Origin of the sequence: Janthinobacterium sp. RA13 (assembly GCF_000745325.1) — a bacterium.
GTDB classification, from domain to species: domain Bacteria; phylum Pseudomonadota; class Gammaproteobacteria; order Burkholderiales; family Burkholderiaceae_D; genus Janthinobacterium; species Janthinobacterium rivuli.
The window spans coordinates 4,528,571-4,546,424 of sequence record NZ_JQNP01000001.1; the positions used below are offsets into that span (position 1 = coordinate 4,528,571).

Here is a 17,854-nt window from a genome sequence, read left to right on the forward strand (position 1 = left end):
GAGAAAGTTATAGAGCATGGCAACGTATAAGAATTTTGCATCCGCGCACTGGCGCACATTGATCGCCGGCGTGGCCGCCGGTGTCCTGTTGACGGGCTGCGCCATGACGCCGAACGGCCGTGGCGGCGTGTTGATGGGCCTCGATACGGCCGAGCTGTTCGGCACGCCGATTTCCACCTTCCGCCTGCGCGATGGCACGGAAGGCACTTTGCGCAAGGATCCACAGGGCAAGTACTCGATCAAGCTGTCGCAGGCCTTCCGCGTCGTGCCGCTGGCTAACGCCATCACGGCCCGCGTGGCGAGGGTGGAAAACGTGGGCGAACGCACGGTGGTGATCGTGGAAACCCAGGAGCGCGGCTGCGCCTACCGCTATGAAGTGCTGGCTTTCCAGGGCACGGACGTGCTGCAGTGGACGGTCGGCAATTGCAAGGACCGCCCCCGCGTGGACGTGGCGGCCGATGGAAAATCACTCAATATCGACTTCCCCAACTATAACCGCCTGTCGCGCATGATCTACACGGACAACCGCCTGCTCAACGCCAGCGTGGCCGTGCCGCCCGGCGTCGATACGCGCGCCCAGCCGTTTGCCGACGACGCCTTGCGCGGCACGGGTCCTGCCATCGCCGCTATGCCGGCTGGCAACGACAGCGGCCGCGTGATCCCGGCGCCGCCGGCGGCCGCTCCGGCGCCTGCCGCCGCGCCGAAAACGGGTAGCCGCGCCAGCGCCAGGGCGCGCCGCCAGGAACCAGCAGCCAGGGCGGCAACGCCCGCCGCCATCAGCCTGCCCGCGCCGCGTGCCGCAGCGGCTGCCCCGGCGGCGCCGATGATCTTCCAGGCCGAAGAGATCAAGCCCGTCGTCATCGATTTGAGGAAATAAGATGGCCGCGAGTTTGCGCAGTCTGCAGATCCGGCAGACCTTGATCCTGATCGTCCTGACGATCATGTATTTGTGCTTCGAGCTGGGCTTCAATGCCCGTTTGCTCGACGTGGTGGGCGGCGACGTCAAGCCGCAGGACGTGGAAGGCGTGGAATTCTATGGCCGCAGCCTGTCGGGCATCGCCGCCGCGCTGGTGGTGCTGCAACTGATGTGGCGCCGCCGCCTGAAGAACAATGGCAGCGGCCCCAGCTGGAAAAAGATCCTCTTTTGCTGCGTCGCCACGGCGGCGGTCGTGTTCGGCATTTTGAAGACCACGGTCACGGTGCTGGTCGAAACGCGCGATGCGCAATTTCGCCGCCTGGCCTTCAACACGACATTGATGCAGCGCTCGCTGGTGGGCGGCAGCCTGCAATTGCAGGGCCTGGTCGATGACGCCACCCTGTTTGCCAAGCCCGAGGGCAAGGCTTTTCTGGCGCTGTTTCCCTTCCTGGCCGTCTCGGTGGCCCACCTCGATGAGCGCATGGAGCCGGCCAAGGAACAGTTGATCAATTTTAATGTCCGCAAGATCGCCGGCGGCGCGGCCGGTTACTATGACAAGTATCAGAAGGCGATTGGCGAAGTGCACGACAAGTGGAAATTGTACTCGGGCATGATTCCCGACGACGATGCAGGCTTGCGCCAGCAGCAGGAAACGGCGTGGAACGATTACCGGCAAAGCCTGTCGCGCCACGGCTGGCAGCCGCATTCCGTGCCGGCGCGGCGCAAGGCGGCCGTCGTCAACAATGTGCGCAAGAAAGTGCCGGTATCGGCCAACTGGCATCCGGCCGATCAATTGAGCTTCCGCGCCGCCGTCAAGCGCCGCTATGCGTCGGAAGCGGCCAGCAAGGGCTTGCATATCAAGGGCGACCGCATTCCGCCTGGCTTGTCCTTCGCCGCCTTCGTCGCGCGCCCCGGCATCCAGGCCGTGCTGCGCGACGGGCCGGACGGCGGCGATGGCAGCGAAGCGAGCAAGGGCTTGCGTTTGCCCAAGGGCGCCGTGGTGCAGGACGCGTATGCGAGTCCGGCCGAGTTCAGCCGTCTGTTCGACCAGTTCGCCGCGCGCCAGACGGCGGAAAAGCTGGTGGAATACCGCGCCAGCCGCAACGACTTCGAGGTGGGCGGCAAGTATTTTGAAGAGGGCAAGGAAGCGGCGCGCGCGGCCATCGTGCCGCCCGTCGCCCTGTTCTTCTCGCTCTTGGGCGCCATCGGCCACTTCTCGAAACTGCTGTACCTGATCGCCACGGTGGGCTTGCTGGTACTGGCGGCGCGCCGCGGTGAGCAGGCGGGCGCCGATGGCCAGCTGAGCCGCCGTTCCGCCTGGATCGCCACGGGCGTGCTGGCCGGCGCTTTCCTGGGAACCTGGGGTATCTTTACCCTCTCGGACAATAATGTCACGAAGAGCGAGCTGTTCCGCCAGATGCTGGACTGGAACCGTCAGGCCGCCGACGACAGCACGCGCTGGCAAATCGCCGGCAAGGGCTTGCTGGCCAATATCACGCACGTCGTGGCGGTGGGGCAGGGCTACAGCTACCCCGTCAACGAAGCGATCCGCATCCACGTTTTGCAGGGAATTCACTATGGCTATCATCCGGGACAAAAATAAGGCGGCCGCGCTGGCCTTGCTGCTTTCCATGGCCAGCACGGCTGTCCAGGCCGACTGCCTGGGCATGAAGGTACACGCCCACCGTGGCGCCGGCAATGCGCCGGAAAACTCGCTGAGCGCGCTGCGCAACACGTATTTCGGCACCTGGGACGGCGTCGAGACGGATTTGCAGCTGCTCGGCGACGGCAGCTGGGTGGTGCACCACGACTTGCTGACGGGCAGAGTCGTTGACACGGGATCGCCCCGTACCGTCAAGCAATTGACGGCTGACGACTGGCGCGCCGCCAGCATGAAGAACCGTGGCGTGGCCACGCCGGAAACACCGCCGTTCGTCAGCGACGTCGCCGACCTGGCCACCGCTTTCCCGAGTAAAACCCTGAACGCGGAAATCAAGGATGTCGTGTCCTCGTGCGCACCGATCGCCACCCTGGTGGGGCAGTTGCGCGCGAACATCAAGCACGGCAACTGGTTCCTGACGTCAGGCGTGCCGAACAACCTCGCTTGTGCGCGCCGCGCCGATCCGCAGGGTTACCTGGGCCTGCTGGTGTTTGACGCGCGCAATGCGCAGGCGGCCGGCGCCAACCGGATCAGCCGCTATATCGCAAAAAATGCCCGTCCGCCCAAGCTGGACAAGCCGTGGCTGCAGCGCGTGCAGCAGCAGATCGGCATGCCCACGGGTGTGCACGTCGACGCCCGCAGCCTGGACGCCAATCCGAATTTGCTGGGCGACGCCGCCAGCCTGAACATGCCCGTCTTCGTGTATGCCGTCGATGGTGACTCGGCCCTGGCCGCCTCGCTGTTGCGCGCCCAGCAGCGCAGCCACCGCCTGCCTAGCGGCGTCATCCTTGACGGCAATCCCGAGACGTTTTGCGCGATGATGAAGTAAGCGCTTTCACCGAGAGACCACGCCATGACCATGCCACCATCGACCCCCGCCAACCTTGCGGGCAGCGCCATTGGCGCCATGTTCTTTTCCCTGTTTGGCGGCCTGTGGGTGGCTGCCTGGTGCGTGCAGACGTATGGCGCGCATCTCTTGAGGTTGCTGCCGGTTGCCGCAATCACCGTCTTGCTGTTCATGCTGGCGTGGCGCCAGTTCCGGCGCCACCGGGCCGCGCATGCGGCGGCGGAACAATCGCCGCAGGCCAAACGCGTGGGCCGGCTGTTCAACATCGTGAACGCCGGGCAATGGATCGCCATCTTCATCGTCGGCAACGTCCTGAAAAACCTGGGGCTGCAGGCGTGGTTCATTCCTGCCGTCATCTTGATCGTGGGCTTGCATTTCTTTCCGCTGGCCTGGCTGTTCAAGGCGCGCCGCCACCTGGCCATCGGCATGGCGCTGTGCGTATGGGCCATCGGCTATCCGCTGACCTTGCGCCATGGCCCCATCCATCCCGTCGGCTGCCTCGGCGCCGGTCTGATTCTGTGGGTGGCGGCCCTGTCCGCCGTGCGCGCCGGTTTTGCCGTGCAGCAGAGCGCCTTGCAGCCCCAGAAATAGCTTACCGACGGTCCGCGCAGGGCCGCTTTTTGCCCATTTTTTGCGCACCGCAGCATCGATAATGTTTGCATCGGGCGCGCGACTGGCTTATAAATGTAATCGATTACATTTTGTTGAAAAGCACCATGCCAGCAGCCGTCCCATCCCCTTTGCCGACAGAAACCGTCTCCATCAGCGCCGTCGCCGCGCATGCGGGCGTGTCGGTGGCCACCGTCTCGCGCGTGATGAACGAGCAGGCGGGAGTGCGGGCGCCCACGCGCGACAAGGTGCTGGCGTCTGTCGCCGCGCTCGGCTACCGGATGAACCATCTGGCGCGCAGCCTGCGCACGGCCGAGAGCCGCATGCTCCTGACCATGGTGCCCGACGTGGGCAACCCGTTCTATGCGCAGATCGTGCGCGGCATCGATACGGTGGCGCGCGAACACGGCTACTTCGTGCTGCTGTGCGACACGGGCGCCGACGCGGGCCGTGAGCGCTCCTACTTCGACTTGCTGCGCATGCACCGCGCCGATGGCGCCATCTGCCTCGATCCGGACACGGTGCAACATGCCTTGTCGCATGAATCCGTCAGCCTGCCGTGGGTGGCGTGCTGCGAATTCGACCCCGCCGTGGCCGTGCCCTATGTCGGCATCGACAACCACCGCGCCGCCTCCGACGCCGTTGCGCATCTGCTGTCGCGCGGCCATACGCGCATCGGACTGATCAACTCCGACGAGCGCTATCTGTATGCGCGGCAACGCCAGCAAGGCTATCTGGACACCCTGGCGGCGGCCGGCCTGCCCGTGCAGCCGCAGTGGGTGCACACGGTGCAAAGCCTCGATTACGAAGCGGGCACGGCCGCCACGTTGCGGATGATGGCGCAACCCGACGCACCGACGGCCATCTTTGCCGTCTCCGACACCCTGGCCATCGGCGTCTTGAGTGCGCTGCGCCAGCTGAACAAGCGCGTGCCCGAGGACGTGGCCGTCATCGGCTTCGATGATATCGCCATCGCCGCGCAGATCGATCCCGGTCTCACGACGATTGCGCAACCGATGCGCGAACTGGGCGAGACGGCAGCGCGATTATTGCTGCAGCGTTTGGCGAACCCGGCGGCCAGCGTGCCGGGCGTGCTGCTGCAACACCAATTAATTTTGCGAGGGAGTGCATAGTGAGCGTTGCCGTCGGTTTCGAGGGGGTGTGCAAGGATTTCGGCCCCGTGCGCGTCTTGCATGGCGTCAGTTTTACCTTGTCGCCCGGGCGCGTGTATGGCTTGCTCGGCGAAAATGGCGCCGGCAAGTCGACCTTGATGAAAATCCTCGCCGGCTACGAAGCCGTCAGCGAAGGCCAGCTACTGATCGATGGCCAGCCCCAGCACTTTGACAGTTCGCGCGCCGCGGAATCGGCCGGCATCGTGCTGATCCACCAGGAATTCAACCTGGCCGAGCACCTGACGGTGGCGCAAAACATGTTCCTTGGCCACGAAAAGACGCGCGGCTGGCTGCTCGACGAGAGCGCCATGAAGGAAGAAGCGTCGCGCTACCTGAAACAGGTGGGGCTGGACGTGTCGCCTGACACGAAAATCCGCGACCTGATCGTGGCTGAAAAGCAACTTGTGGAAATCGCCAAGGCCCTGTCGCGCCGCGCCCGCTTCCTGATCATGGACGAGCCGACCGCCACCCTGACGTCGTCGGAGACGCAGCGTTTGTTTGCCGTGATGGCGCATCTGAAAGCGGACGGCGTGACGATTTTGTATATCTCGCACAAGCTCGATGAAGTCGAGCGCAACACGGACGAGGTCATCGTCATGCGCGACGGGCGTTTCGTCACGCGCGAACCGACGGCCAGCCTCACGCGCCAGCAGATGGCGAACCTGATGGTGGGGCGCGAATTGTCGGACATGTTCCCGGTCAAGGTGGCGCTGGCGCCGGACGCACCCGTACTGTTGAAGGTCGACGGCTTGTGCGTGCCCGGCTGGTCGAAAGAGCTGTCGTTCGAAGTGCGCGCCGGCGAAGTGCTGGGCTTTGCGGGCCTGGTGGGCGCGGGGCGCACGGAATCGTTCGAGGCCTTGCTGGGCTTGCGTCCGCGCAGCGCGGGTGTGATCCATCTCAATGGCCAGCCGGTCGATATCCGTACCCCCAAGCAAGCCATGCAGCACGGCATGACCTACCTGAGCGAAGACCGCAAGGGAAAAGGTCTGCATGTGAACCTGGGCTTGCGCGAAAACCTCACGATGATGACGATGGAGCGCTATGCGCGGCCGTGGCTGGATGTTGATGGAGAGAAACAGGCGCTGGCCAAGGCCGTCGCGGATTTCAATATCCGCACAGGCGACCTCGACAGCCGCGCGCGCATGCTGTCCGGCGGCAACCAGCAAAAGCTGGCGCTGGCGAAATACCTGCATTCGGACCCGCGCGTCGTCGTGCTCGACGAGCCGAGCCGTGGCGTGGACGTGGGCGCCAAGCGCGACATATATTTCCTGATACACCGCCTGGCCGCCGAAGGGCGCGCCGTGATCGTGATTTCATCCGAACTGATCGAATTGATTGGCCTGTGCCACCGGGTCGCCGTGATGCGCGCCGGCACCTTGCAAGCCACCCTGTCTGCTGACCACCTGACTGAAGAGGAGTTGATTGCCCATGCAACCGGCACGCACTGATACGAGCGTATCCCCCCTGGCCCAATTTGGCGCGCGCATCAAGGGCTTTGGCCCCGTGCTGGGCCTTTTATCTCTGTGCATCGCGGGCACCTTGCTCAACGGCGACTTCGCCACCCTGGACAACCTGATGAACGTGCTCACGCGCACGGCTTTTATTGGCATCATCGCCGTCGGCATGACCTTCGTGATTATTTCCGGCGGCATCGATTTATCGGTGGGCTCCATGGCGGCCCTGATCGCCGGCTGCATGATCTATTTCATGAATGCACTGGCGCAAGGCGCGGGCGGCGACCTGGCGCCGATCACCATGCTGGTGCTGGGCATCGCCATGGCCCTGGTCCTGGGCGCAGGATTCGGCCTGATGCATGGTTTGTTGATCAGCAAGGGCAATATCGAACCGTTCATCGTCACCCTGGGCACGCTTGGCATCTTCCGCGCCGTATTGACGTACTTGGCCGATGGCGGCGCGCTGACCCTGGACGCGACCCTGTCCGAGCTGTACAGCCCCGTCTACTACACGAGCGTGCTGGGCGCGCCGATCCCGATCTGGATTTTCCTGTTTGTTGCCGCGGCCGGCGCCATCATCCTCAACCGCACGACCTTTGGCCGCCATGTGCAGGCGATTGGTTCCAACGAGCAAGTGGCGCGCTATGCGGCCATCAATGTGGATAGAGTCAAGATCGCTACCTACATGCTGCTGGGCGTCTGCGTGGGCATCGCCACGGTGCTGTACGTGCCACGCCTGGGCTCGGCCACGCCGACCACGGGCTTGCTGTGGGAACTCGAAGCCATCGCCGCCGTCGTCGTCGGCGGCACGGCGCTGAAGGGGGGAGAGGGGCGCATCGTCGGCACCGTGATCGGCGCCATCCTCTTGTCCGTGATCAGCAATATCCTGAATTTGACCAGCATCATCAGTGTCTACCTGAATGCCGCAGTGCAAGGCGTGGTGATCATCGCCGTCGCCTTCCTGCAGCGAGGCCGCAAATAAAAACACAGCGGCGTTCTGAAAGGGCAGCCAACGGGCGCCCACAACCTTGGAGGAGAGCAGCATGAAGAGCTTTAGACGGGTAGCAGGGGTAGCAGGGATGGCAGTGCTGGTGATGCAGGCGTGGGCGCTGCCGAGTGCACAGGCGGCGGAGAAGCTGGTGGTGGGCGTGGCCATTCCCACGGCCACGCACAGCTTTACCTCGGGCATCGTCTGGTGGGCGAACCAGGCCAAGGCGGAACTGGAAAAAGCCCATCCGGGGCTGAAAATCATCGTCAAGACGGCCGCCACGGCGCCCGAGCAGGCCAATCAGTTGCAGGACATGTTGACGGTGAACAAGATCAACACCCTGGTGATCTTCCCCATCGAATCGGCCTCGCTGACGCAGCCCGTGGCGCAAGTGAAAAACAAGGGCGTCTACGTGACGGTAGTCGACCGCGGCTTGACGAACACGCAATCGCAGGATGCCTACATCGCCGGCGACAACACGGCGTTCGGCAAGCTGCCGGCCGAATATCTGGCGAAAAGCCTGAATGGCAAGGGCAATATCGTCGTGCTGCGCGGCATGCCGACCACCCTCGACAACGAGCGCTACGACGCGTTTTCCGCCGTGATGAAGGGCCATCCCGAGATCAAGGTGCTCGACGCCAAGTACGGCAACTGGAACCGCGACGATGCCTTCAAGGTCATGCAGGATTACCTGACCCGCTTCAAGCACATCGACGCTGTCTGGGCCGCCGATGACGACATGGCCATCGGCGTGCAAAAAGCCATCGCGCAAGCCAAGCGCACGGACATCAAGCAAGTGTTCGGCGGCGCGGGCGCCAAGGGCGCCGTGAAAAAGATCATGGACGGTTCCGACCCGCTGATCGTGGCCGACGTATCGTACTCGCCCAAGTTCATGTACGACGCCATCAAACTGACGACGGAAGCGCGCCTGAAAGGTGATAAATTGCCGGCCAATACGATCATCCCCTCGGTGCTGATCACGCGCGAGAACGCCAAGCAGTTTTACTTTCCGAACTCGCCTTTTTAACGACACCCCAAAACCAGGGCTGGGGTCGTACCCTCAGGGTACGACCCCGGGTTTCGGTTTGGGTTAACAGGACATTGATATGAAAACCATCCAGGGCCCGGCCATTTTCCTGGCCCAGTTTCTCGGCGACGAGCCGCCGTTCGACTCGCTCGAGCACTTGGCGCAATGGGCGGCCGGCCTGGGTTACAAGGGCTTGCAGCTGCCGACGGCGCCGCGATTGTTTGATCTGGAACAAGCGGCGGCCAGTCAGCAGTATTGCGACGACGTGACAGCCCTGCTGGCGCGCCACGGCTTGCAGGTGACGGAATTGTCGACGCATTTGCAGGGCCAGCTGATCGCCGTGCACCCGGCCTACGACGCGCTGTTCGACGGCTTTGCGCCCGAACACGTGCGCGGCGACAGCGCGGCCCGCACGGCCTGGGCCACACAGCAACTGCTGTGGGCGGCCACCGCTTCGCAGCGCCTGGGCCTCAAGGCGCACGTGACGTTTTCCGGCGCGCTGGCCTGGCCGTATCTGTATCCATGGCCGCAGCGCCCGGCCGGCCTAGTGGAAACGGCCTTCGCGGAACTGGCCAAACGCTGGCTGCCCATCCTCGACGCGTTCGACGCGGCTGGCGTCGACCTTTGCTATGAATTGCATCCTGGCGAGGATTTGCACGACGGCGTGACCTTCGAGCGCTTCCTGGCCGCCGTCAACGACCACCCGCGCGCGTCCATCTTGTACGACCCCAGCCACTTCGTGCTGCAGCAGCTCGATTATCTGGCCTTCATCGACATTTATCACACGCGCATCAAGGCCTTTCATGTGAAAGATGCGGAATTCCGGCCGAACGGGCGCCAGGGCGTGTATGGCGGCTACGGCGACTGGCAAGACCGCGCCGGGCGCTTCCGCTCGCTGGGCGACGGGCAGATCGATTTCAAGGCGATTTTCTCGAAGATGGCGCAGTACGACTTTCCCGGCTGGGCCGTGCTGGAATGGGAATGCTGTTTGAAACACCCGGAAGATGGCGCTGCAGAGGGCGCACGTTTCATCCGCGATAACATCATCCACGTGGCTGAACACGCATTTGACGATTTCGCGGGCAGTGCGGTTGACCAGGATCAAATTCATCACTTGCTTGGCTTGAAATAAGGAGACGACATGCAGCGACGCTTACGGCTGGGCATGGTAGGGGGCGGGCAGGGCGCATTCATCGGCGCCGTGCACCGTATCGCGGCGCGCATCGACGACCAGTACGAACTGGTGGCGGGCGCCCTGTCGTCCGACCCGCAGCGGGCGCGCGACAGCGGCGCCGCGCTGCACCTCGCGCCCGAGCGCAGCTATTGCGATTACCGCGCCATGGCGCAGGCGGAGGCCGCGCGCGCTGACGGCATCGAAGCCGTGGCCATCGTCACGCCGAACCATTTACATGCGCCCGTCGCCACGGCGTTCCTGGAGGCGGGCATCCACGTGATCTGCGACAAGCCGCTGGGGATTTCCTTGGCGGAAGGGCAAAAGCTGGCGGCGCTGGCCGAGCGGAAAAATCTACTGTTTGCGCTCACGCATACCTACAGCGGCTACCCGCTGCTGCGCCACGCCCGGGCCATGGTCGAGGCGGGCGAGATCGGCGAGCTGCGCCTCGTGCAAGTGGAATATTCGCAGGATTGGCTGGCCGATGCCATCGTGGCGGGCGGCATGAACGAAGGCAACTGGCATAACGACCCGCACAAGGCCGGCCCCGGCGGCACCCTGCTCGACGTGGGACTGCACGCCTACCACCTGGCGCAATTCGTCAGCGGACTGACGCCCGAATCCGTGCTGGCGGAACTGTCGACCTTTGTTCCGAATCGCAGCCTGGACGACCACGTGCAGGTAATGCTGCGCTATGCCAACGGAGCCAAGGGCACTCTATGGGCCAGCCAGGTGGCCACCGGTTGCGAAAACACGGTGCGCCTGCGCCTGTTCGGCAGCAAGGCGCAGCTCGATTTTGACCAGGAAAAACCAAATGAGCTGTGGTGTACGCCGCAGGGTGGCAACCGGCAACTGCTGCGTCCGGGCCGGGTCGACAGCGCCGCCGCGCGCCACGCCACGCGCGTGCCGGCCGGCCATCCTGAAGGCTACCTGGAAGCGTTCGCGCAGCTGTACCTGGACGCGGCCCTGGCCATCCGCGCCTTGCAATCGGGCTTGCCCGTGCCCAGGGAAGCGAGCTGGCTGCCCACCGTCACCGACGGCGTGGCCGGCCTGGCTTTTGCGGAAGCCGTGCTGCGCAGCCATGCCAATGGTGCGAGCTGGACGACCCTGGCAAGCTGACTGTTACACTGGATGCATGAGTGCGCCCTTTACCATCACCATCGTCCCGCAAGGCTGGCAATTCCCGGCCGACGCGGGAACGACTCTGCTGGCCGCCGCCGAGCTGGCCGGCATCCGCCTGCTCAGTTCCTGCCGCAACGGCACTTGCCGCACCTGCCTCTGTCACATGCCCGAAGGAAAGATCCGCTACACGGTGGACTGGCCCGGCATCAGCCCCGATGAACGGCTCGACGGCTACATCCTGCCCTGCGTGGCCGTGGCCGAAAGCGACCTCACCATGCAGGCGCGCGCCGTGCGCACGGGCGCCTGAATCAGGAGGACTTGCCGCCCTTGAGGCGCTGCAGCAGCGCGTCCACGCTGTCGCTGACGGGCAAGCCGTGGCGGCGCAGCAACTGCACGTGTAGCACGAGGTTTTCCAGCACCAGCTTGGCCGCCACGGCCAGCAGGGCCAGGTTGCGGTCTTCCGGGCTGAAACTTTCCATCGCGTCGGCCATCTCGCACAGGTGGTTGGCGATCAGCCCGCGCAATTCCTGCTCGTCGAAGGGCAAGTCGGCAAAATCGATGGGATCGGCCACTTCCACTTCCTGCATCAGCACCGCTAGTTCTTCCGGGGTAATCGTCATGCCTGGCTCCTTGTGTGCTTGCCGCTATTTTAATTGTATTGGCCGCAAAGCGGACTAGAATGAGTCGAGGCCGACGACGTCGAAGGGCAGCATGGCGCATCTGCATTTTACGCAACAACTGGCACGCTTCCTCGACGTCCCCACGCTCGAGGTGGCCGCGCCACGCCTGCGCGCCGCCTTGGATAGCGCGTTTGCGCAACAGCCGCGTCTGCGCGGCTACGTGCTCGACGAGCAGGGGGCTTTGCGTCCCAATGTGGTGATATTCATCGACGGCGCCCGCTGCCGCGAGCGGCGCGTGCTCGACGATGTCTTGCGGCCCGACAGCCAGGTCTATATCTTGCAAGCACTTTCCGGAGGTTAAGTATGGCTCAACGCGCGTATCTCGGCACCCGCAAGGGTTTGTTCCAGTTCGATGTCGATGCGGCCGGTGCCTGGCAGCTGGCGCTGGTGCAGTTTGCGGGCGATCCCGTTTCCATGCTGCTGCACGATGGCCGCGACGGCACCTTGTATGTCGCCCTGAACCTGGGGCATTTCGGCGCCAAGCTGCACCGCCTCGACGCGGGTGCCAGCGCGTGGCAGGAAGTCGCCGTGCCCGCCTATCCCGCCAAGCCGGAAGACAGCACCGATAGCGTGGACTGGGCCTTGCAGCAGATCTGGTCGCTGGCGGCGGGCGGCGCGGACCAGCCCGGCGTGCTGTGGGCGGGCACCCTGCCTGGCGGCCTGTTCCGTTCAAGCGACCGCGGCGACAGCTGGCAACTGGTGGAATCCTTGTGGAACGTGCCGCAGCGGGCGCAGTGGTTTGGCGGCGGCTACGACGTGCCTGGTATCCACAGCATTTGCGTCGACCCGCGCGACAGCCAGAAGGTGCTGGTCGGCGTGTCCTGCGGCGGCGTGTGGCAAACGCTCGATGGCGGCGCCAGCTGGAGCCTGAGCGCGACGGGCATGCGCGCCGACTACATGCCGCCCGAGCTCGATGAAAACGAAGCCGTGCAAGACCCGCACCGCATCGTGCGCAGCACCGGCACGCCGGACGCGCTGTGGTGCCAGCACCATAACGGCATCTGGCGCTCGGACGATGCCGGCTGGCACTGGCAGGAAGTCACGACGGCGCCGCTGTCGCATTTCGGCTTTGCCGTGGCCGTGCATCCGCGCGATGGCGACACGGCCTGGTTCGTGCCGGCGCAGGCGGATGTGCTGCGCATTCCCATCGATGGCGCGCTTGCCGTCACGCGCACGCGCGATGGCGGTAAAACCTTCGAGGTCTTGCGCGCGGGCTTGCCGCAGCAGCATTGCTACGACCTCATCTATCGCCACGGGCTGGCGCTGGCCGATGATGGGCGCAGTTTATTGATGGCGTCGACAACGGGCGGCGCCTGGTACTCGGGCGACGAGGGCGAACACTGGCAGACCATCTCTGCCCACTTGCCGCCCGTTTATGCCGTCTGTTTTGCCACGCCGTAGTAGCACAGGAAGATATCGACGGCCAGTTCCGTCACTTCGCGCCGGCGTGCCGGGCCCAGCAGAGGCTCGCCCATGGTGATCTGCGGCCAGAAGGCAAAGGTTTTTAAAGGCGACATCAAGAGGTGCGCCACTTCCAGCGTCTCGCCTGCCTTGATGCGCCCGTCTTGCTGCGCCGCGCGGATCCAGATATTCAGGCCCGTTTCCTTTTCATTCAGGCGCGCCACCATGGCTTGCGCCCGCTCGGGCGAGTGGATGGTTTCGCCAAAGATCACGCGCGCCAGGTCGATGAAGGCTGGGTCGCACAGCAATACCATTTTCTGCTCGACCAGGGCCAGCACCTGCGGCCGTAGCGGCTGGTCGGCAACATAGGGCACGGCGGGCTGGGCCACGCTGCTTTCCCACATGCGTTGCAGGATTTCCGCGAACAACTCGTCCTTGCTGGGGAAATGGTTGTACACGGTGCGCTTGGAAACGGCGGCCGTGGCGGCGATCCTGTCCATGCTGGTCGCATCAAAACCGTGGTCGCGGAACTCGGCGATGGCGGCATCGACGATGGCGACGCGCTTGCGGTCGGTGAGGCGTTGCGGTGCGGCCATGGCTGAAAATCTCCTTTGAAAACAATATTTTACACCTCCTGGTTTACTTTGCCAGAAATAGGAACTACACTGTGTAGTGTAATTTAATCCTTGTACATTCCTTGCCGGGCCACATATGCACTTGCACCGAGCCGCACGTCGTCTCTTCTTTCTGGGAGTCCTGATCATCATGAGTTCTTGCACCCTGCGCGCCGCGCCTGCCGCGCCCGCTGAATCCCCACAACGCCACGAAGGCAAGTTCCGCAATCCTGTGGAAATGTACAAACTGGGCACGGCAGCGACGCTCAAGCTGCTGTGGACATTTGTCTTTGATAAACCGGACAGCACGGTGCCGGCCGCTACCGTGCCCGTGCAAGCCTTGAGCCGGGCGCAGCTGCTGGCCGCGCCCGATAACAGTCTGTTTCGCCTCGGCCACTCGACCCTGCTGTTGAAACTGAACAATGAATTCTTCCTCACGGATCCCGTGTTTTCCGAGCGCGCCTCGCCGGTGCAGTGGGCCGGACCGAAGCGCTTTCACCAGCCGCCCATCAGCATCGCCGACTTGCCGCCGATCAAGGCTGTCATCCTGTCGCATAACCATTACGACCACCTCGACTATGCTGCCGTGCTGCAACTGGCCGCCAAGACGGGACATTTTGTTGCGCCGCTGGGCGTGGGCGACACCTTGGTCGAATGGGGCGTGCCGAAGGACAAGGTACAGCAATTCGACTGGTGGCAAGGCACGACGATTGCCGGCGTGAAACTCGTTGCCACGCCATCGCAGCATTTCTCGGGACGCGGCTTGTTTGACAGCAATCAAACCCTGTGGGCGTCATGGGTGATCGACGCGCCCGAGGTACGCGTGTTTTTCAGCGGCGACTCCGGCTATTTCGACGGTTTCAAGCAGATCGGCGACAAGTACGGCCCGTTCGACGTGACCATGATCGAAACGGGCGCCTACGACAAGCTGTGGCCGGACGTGCACATGCAGCCGGAACAGACCTTGCAAGCCCACCTGGACTTGCGCGGCAAGTGGCTGATGCCCGTGCACAACGGCACCTTTGACCTGGGGCTGCACGCCTGGCATGAACCGTTTGACCGCATCACGGGGCTGGCGGCCAAGCAGGGCGTGAACCTGGCCACGCCGCAGATGGGCGAGGCGGTCGACCTGGCGCAGCCGAAAAAAGGTGAAAAATGGTGGCTGGCGATGCTCGAAGAAGAAATGGGCCAGTAATTTACGCCGTCACATCGATCAGGCGTCCCAGGGTCTGGCCATAGCCGTTCAGCTGGGGCGTGCTTTTCGGCGCGGCGGGGATGGCTTGTTGCGGCACGGCCACCTTGATCGCCTGGTCCAGCTGCGGCGCCTTGATGGCGGTGGGGGCATCGGCCTGGGCTTGCTGGCTGCTGCGCTGCGTCTGGCTCAGCGATTCCTGTTCCCGCGCCAGCAGCTGGCGGCTTTGCGCCAGCTGTTCACTGTCGCGCTGTACCTGGTTCTGGCCTTGCTCGACCCGGCGCTGCGCCGTGGCCAGCGAGGCTTGCAAGTTGTTGACAGACGTTAGCGTGACCACATTGTTCACCTTTGAAAGTATGTCCAGGCGTGTACAGAAAAGAGGGGAGTCCAGGAAGATGTGCGGCGCCAGACGCAACATGTCTGGCGGTAACCTTTACCTGAATCAAGAGTAGGACAAATTCTCGCACAGTTCCAGTAAATATGTTTTCTTGATAATGCTGTCGCGTGCGCCCTGTGTTGTCGACACGGCATGCCAAAGGTGAGCCAGTGATTGTCGAAGTGAGCACATGCTGTCGCCTTCGAGCATTGTTTATCAGCCATCGGCGCTGCAGTGCCATAGAGAGGCACAAGTGCTCACATTTAAAACGTTGCTTTTTAGATAGTCAATGTATTGTTGTTTTTGTACCATGTCTGCGCACGTTACTGCGCGGCCTGTTTGGCGCTCTGGGCTATAATTGACGGTCAGAGTTGGTTTCTTTTGCCATACAGACAGGTAGTTAACATGAATCTCAAGAGCCTCGCAATTGCCCTCGGCATGTCGAAAACGACAGTCAGCAGGGCGTTGAACGGCTATCCGGAAGTCAATTCCCGCACCCGTGAAATCGTCCTGGCCGCCGCCAAGAAAGTCGGCTACCGGCCCAACCCGCTCGCGCGCAGCCTGGCCGTCGGTCGCACCAATGTGCTGGGCATGATCTATCCCCTGCTTCCCAGCGACCTGGGCGACAGCGTCTTTCTTTCCGTGGTCAATGGCATGTCCGACGCCGTCGAAGCGTCGAAGATGAGTTTGATCATCGCTCCCGTGTCGCCGCAGAATGAACAGCCGTCATATGAAAACATGGTGCGCGGGCGCCAGGTCGATGGCCTGGTGGTGGGGCGCACCAAGGTGGTTGACGAGCGCATCGCTTACCTGACGAAAGTCGGCTTTCCCTTTGTCGCGAATGGCCGCACGCGCATCGACGCGCCGTACGCGTATTTTGACTACGACAACGACACGGGCATCGACCTGGCCGTGTCCTTCCTGGCGGCGCACGGCCACCAGCGCATCGCCCTGCTGAGCGCGCCGCTGGCGCTGCATTTTGCGTATGAGCGCAAGGAAAGCTTTATCCGCTGCATGGCGCAAGCGGGCTTGCCGGTCGATCCCGCCTATCTGCTCGACAACACTTTTGACCGCCGCAGCGGCTACCAGGCCATGCAGCAATTGCTGGCCTGCTCGCCCCGTCCGACGGCCGTCATCGTCGACAACCATTTGTCCGGCGTCGGCGTGGTGCGCGCGCTGATGGATGCGGGCATCGAGATCGGCAAGGAAATCTCCGTCATCGTCTGGGGCAATGTGGAAGACACCTTGATTGGCATCAACGTCACCACCATCGACCAGCCCGACCTGCGCCGCGCCGGCGCCAAGATGGTTGAAATGCTGCAATCGCTGCTGGCCGGCACGCCGCCGGAACGGCTGCAGGAAATCTGGCAACCGGTGCTGTTGCCGGGGGCGACGGTGGGGCGCTGCGCGGATTGAGTAAGCATGCGTTGCAAGTCCGGGACTCGTCCCGGACTTGGTTCTACAGTATCTAATGCTATCTCTTACGCTGTTTTCTCTGCATCTTCCGCAGGCAAATGCATCAGGACGGTAGCCTTCAATTGTTCTGCATGGGTGTACAGATCGTCTAGGCTGGCAATTGGAAACTTTTCCTCTTCCCTCTTTTGATTGAACAGGCCAACGGCAAGTTTTTCAGTATTGTTGAAGCGTAGGCGGCAAACTGGCTTACGATTATTGTCGTCTAACAAGATCGCACAGTAACTCTGCGAATCACGCATGACTATGCGGCGCGAACTGACAACACCGCGCAGTATCGCGCGGATGATGTGCAATCCTTCGATCTCTTCTGGTGTCGTGATGATCGGGTTTTCAACGACACCCTCAGGAGGAATGACTGGTACCAGTTCTTGTGCCGGCGATGATTCCGGCGTCATTGCGCCCTTGAGGCGATCATTGATGCGCTCCCCCAATAATTGCTCAAATGCCCGTTTAGTAATGACGGTAAATTGATCTTTGACAGCGGGTGTAAAGCGCTTTCCTCCGAGTAAATCTGATGACAGTATTTTTACAAATTCTTCGGAGGGATTGAGTGTCCATTCTGCCAGACGATTCTGGATAGCACGCGTATATTTTAGATCGTTCGCTGTCGTCAATATGGTATCGACGTCGAATTGAGATTTTGCAAATTTCTTGAGTTCATCCACATCACGCTCTTTGAAGTCCAGAATATTAAACTCAAAGAAGGGTTTTTCATCCATCTTGTTGGGTTGCTCAAGATCGGTGAAGAATTTATAGGTAAGCCCATTTGTCAACACACCGAATCGTGCTGCAGTGACATGGAAATATCTGAACAACTGCCCAGCATGATTGATGCTCAGGTCTCCACCACTTTTCTTGCATTCGAAGAGAATAATTGGCTTGCCATCACTGAGAATAGCGTAATCGACTTTTTCTCCCTTTTTTGTACCGACGTCGGCAATTAATTCTGGTGTCACTTCCGTGGGATCGAATACGTTGTAGCCCAAAATCTGGATGAAAGGCATGATCATCGCGTTTTTTGTGGCTTCCTCCGTCTGGATAATATCCTTGGTCGCTGCGATTCGGGAGGCAAGTGCTCTGAGTTGGTCGATTAAATCCATTGCTTTTCCTATGACGTGGGTAGAAATTCGTAAACGTACTCGTCCCTGT

General features: G+C 62.4%; 19 protein-coding genes. 15 read left to right on the top strand and 4 right to left on the bottom strand.

The genetic code is table 11. The annotated features are described in order from the left end of the window. Positions 1 to 16: 16 nt before the first annotated feature. From FG13_RS29115 to FG13_RS20030, 11 genes are all read left to right on the top strand, one after another. On the top strand, positions 17 to 877 hold the full coding sequence (locus FG13_RS29115) for a hypothetical protein (protein ID WP_051959273.1): 861 nt from the start codon (positions 17 to 19) through the stop codon (positions 875 to 877). Position 878: 1 nt separating this feature from the next. Beyond that, positions 879 to 2,519, top strand: a complete 1,641-nt coding sequence (locus FG13_RS19985; RefSeq protein WP_051959275.1) for a hypothetical protein — start codon at positions 879 to 881, stop codon at positions 2,517 to 2,519. Next, positions 2,494 to 3,405, top strand: a complete 912-nt coding sequence (locus FG13_RS19990) for a glycerophosphodiester phosphodiesterase (RefSeq protein WP_035823684.1) — start codon at positions 2,494 to 2,496, stop codon at positions 3,403 to 3,405. Before FG13_RS19985 ends, FG13_RS19990 begins: the two co-directional genes overlap by 26 nt. Before the next feature lie 24 nt (positions 3,406 to 3,429). Then, positions 3,430 to 4,014, top strand: coding sequence for a hypothetical protein (locus FG13_RS19995; RefSeq protein WP_035823686.1), 585 nt, complete (start codon positions 3,430 to 3,432; stop codon positions 4,012 to 4,014). A gap of 125 nt (positions 4,015 to 4,139) precedes the next feature. Continuing rightward, positions 4,140 to 5,165 (top strand): LacI family DNA-binding transcriptional regulator, encoded by a 1,026-nt coding sequence (locus FG13_RS20000; protein WP_035823688.1) that lies wholly within the window; start codon positions 4,140 to 4,142, stop codon positions 5,163 to 5,165. After that, complete coding sequence (locus tag FG13_RS20005; protein ID WP_035823690.1) at positions 5,165 to 6,652, top strand: sugar ABC transporter ATP-binding protein; 1,488 nt, start codon at positions 5,165 to 5,167, stop codon at positions 6,650 to 6,652. The genes FG13_RS20000 and FG13_RS20005 overlap by 1 nt, the downstream gene beginning before the upstream one ends. Continuing rightward, positions 6,633 to 7,640: an ABC transporter permease gene (locus FG13_RS20010; protein WP_034752947.1), complete on the top strand. Its 1,008-nt coding sequence runs from the start codon at positions 6,633 to 6,635 to the stop codon at positions 7,638 to 7,640. The genes FG13_RS20005 and FG13_RS20010 overlap by 20 nt, the downstream gene beginning before the upstream one ends. 97 nt (positions 7,641 to 7,737) lie before the next feature. Beyond that, positions 7,738 to 8,673, top strand: a complete 936-nt coding sequence (locus FG13_RS20015) for a substrate-binding domain-containing protein (protein WP_225243231.1) — start codon at positions 7,738 to 7,740, stop codon at positions 8,671 to 8,673. Between the two features lie 79 nt (positions 8,674 to 8,752). Then, positions 8,753 to 9,805, top strand: a complete 1,053-nt coding sequence (locus tag FG13_RS20020; RefSeq protein WP_035823694.1) for a sugar phosphate isomerase/epimerase family protein — start codon at positions 8,753 to 8,755, stop codon at positions 9,803 to 9,805. Positions 9,806 to 9,814: 9 nt separating this feature from the next. Further along, a complete protein-coding gene (locus tag FG13_RS20025) occupies positions 9,815 to 10,963 on the top strand; it encodes a Gfo/Idh/MocA family protein (RefSeq protein WP_035823697.1) in 1,149 nt (382 codons plus the stop codon). A gap of 16 nt (positions 10,964 to 10,979) precedes the next feature. Next, complete coding sequence (locus tag FG13_RS20030) at positions 10,980 to 11,273, top strand: 2Fe-2S iron-sulfur cluster-binding protein (protein ID WP_035823700.1); 294 nt, start codon at positions 10,980 to 10,982, stop codon at positions 11,271 to 11,273. Position 11,274: 1 nt separating this feature from the next. Here FG13_RS20030 and FG13_RS20035 read toward each other — a convergent pair whose 3' ends face one another. After that, positions 11,275 to 11,586, bottom strand: a complete 312-nt coding sequence (locus FG13_RS20035) for a hypothetical protein (protein ID WP_035823702.1) — start codon at positions 11,584 to 11,586, stop codon at positions 11,275 to 11,277. A 91-nt stretch (positions 11,587 to 11,677) separates the two neighbouring features. On the opposite strand from FG13_RS20035, the gene FG13_RS20040 reads away from it, so the two are divergent. Together FG13_RS20040 and FG13_RS20045 are read left to right on the top strand one after the other, a co-directional pair. Further along, positions 11,678 to 11,947, top strand: a complete 270-nt coding sequence (locus FG13_RS20040) for a MoaD/ThiS family protein (RefSeq protein ID WP_035823709.1) — start codon at positions 11,678 to 11,680, stop codon at positions 11,945 to 11,947. Between the two features lie 2 nt (positions 11,948 to 11,949). Next, complete coding sequence (locus FG13_RS20045) at positions 11,950 to 13,047, top strand: WD40/YVTN/BNR-like repeat-containing protein (RefSeq protein ID WP_035823711.1); 1,098 nt, start codon at positions 11,950 to 11,952, stop codon at positions 13,045 to 13,047. On the opposite strand, the gene FG13_RS20050 is transcribed toward FG13_RS20045, so the two are convergent. Continuing rightward, the gene (locus FG13_RS20050) at positions 13,020 to 13,643 is read right to left on the bottom strand and encodes a TetR/AcrR family transcriptional regulator (protein ID WP_035823713.1); all 624 of its coding nucleotides are present in this window, start codon (positions 13,641 to 13,643) and stop codon (positions 13,020 to 13,022) included. The two genes, FG13_RS20045 and FG13_RS20050, sit on opposite strands and share 28 nt — an antisense overlap. A 169-nt stretch (positions 13,644 to 13,812) precedes the next feature. Between FG13_RS20050 and FG13_RS20055 the strand changes: the two genes are divergently transcribed. Then, on the top strand, positions 13,813 to 14,856 hold the full coding sequence (locus FG13_RS20055) for an MBL fold metallo-hydrolase (RefSeq protein WP_035823715.1): 1,044 nt from the start codon (positions 13,813 to 13,815) through the stop codon (positions 14,854 to 14,856). A gap of 1 nt (position 14,857) precedes the next feature. Here FG13_RS20055 and FG13_RS20060 read toward each other — a convergent pair whose 3' ends face one another. Next, complete coding sequence (locus FG13_RS20060; protein WP_035828508.1) at positions 14,858 to 15,190, bottom strand: hypothetical protein; 333 nt, start codon at positions 15,188 to 15,190, stop codon at positions 14,858 to 14,860. Positions 15,191 to 15,634: 444 nt separating this feature from the next. On the opposite strand from FG13_RS20060, the gene FG13_RS20065 reads away from it, so the two are divergent. Then, positions 15,635 to 16,645: a substrate-binding domain-containing protein gene (locus tag FG13_RS20065; RefSeq protein ID WP_035823717.1), complete on the top strand. Its 1,011-nt coding sequence runs from the start codon at positions 15,635 to 15,637 to the stop codon at positions 16,643 to 16,645. Positions 16,646 to 16,710: 65 nt separating this feature from the next. On the opposite strand, the gene FG13_RS20070 is transcribed toward FG13_RS20065, so the two are convergent. Next, a complete protein-coding gene (locus FG13_RS20070; protein WP_035823719.1) occupies positions 16,711 to 17,805 on the bottom strand; it encodes a type I restriction endonuclease in 1,095 nt (364 codons plus the stop codon). Positions 17,806 to 17,854 lie beyond the last annotated feature (49 nt).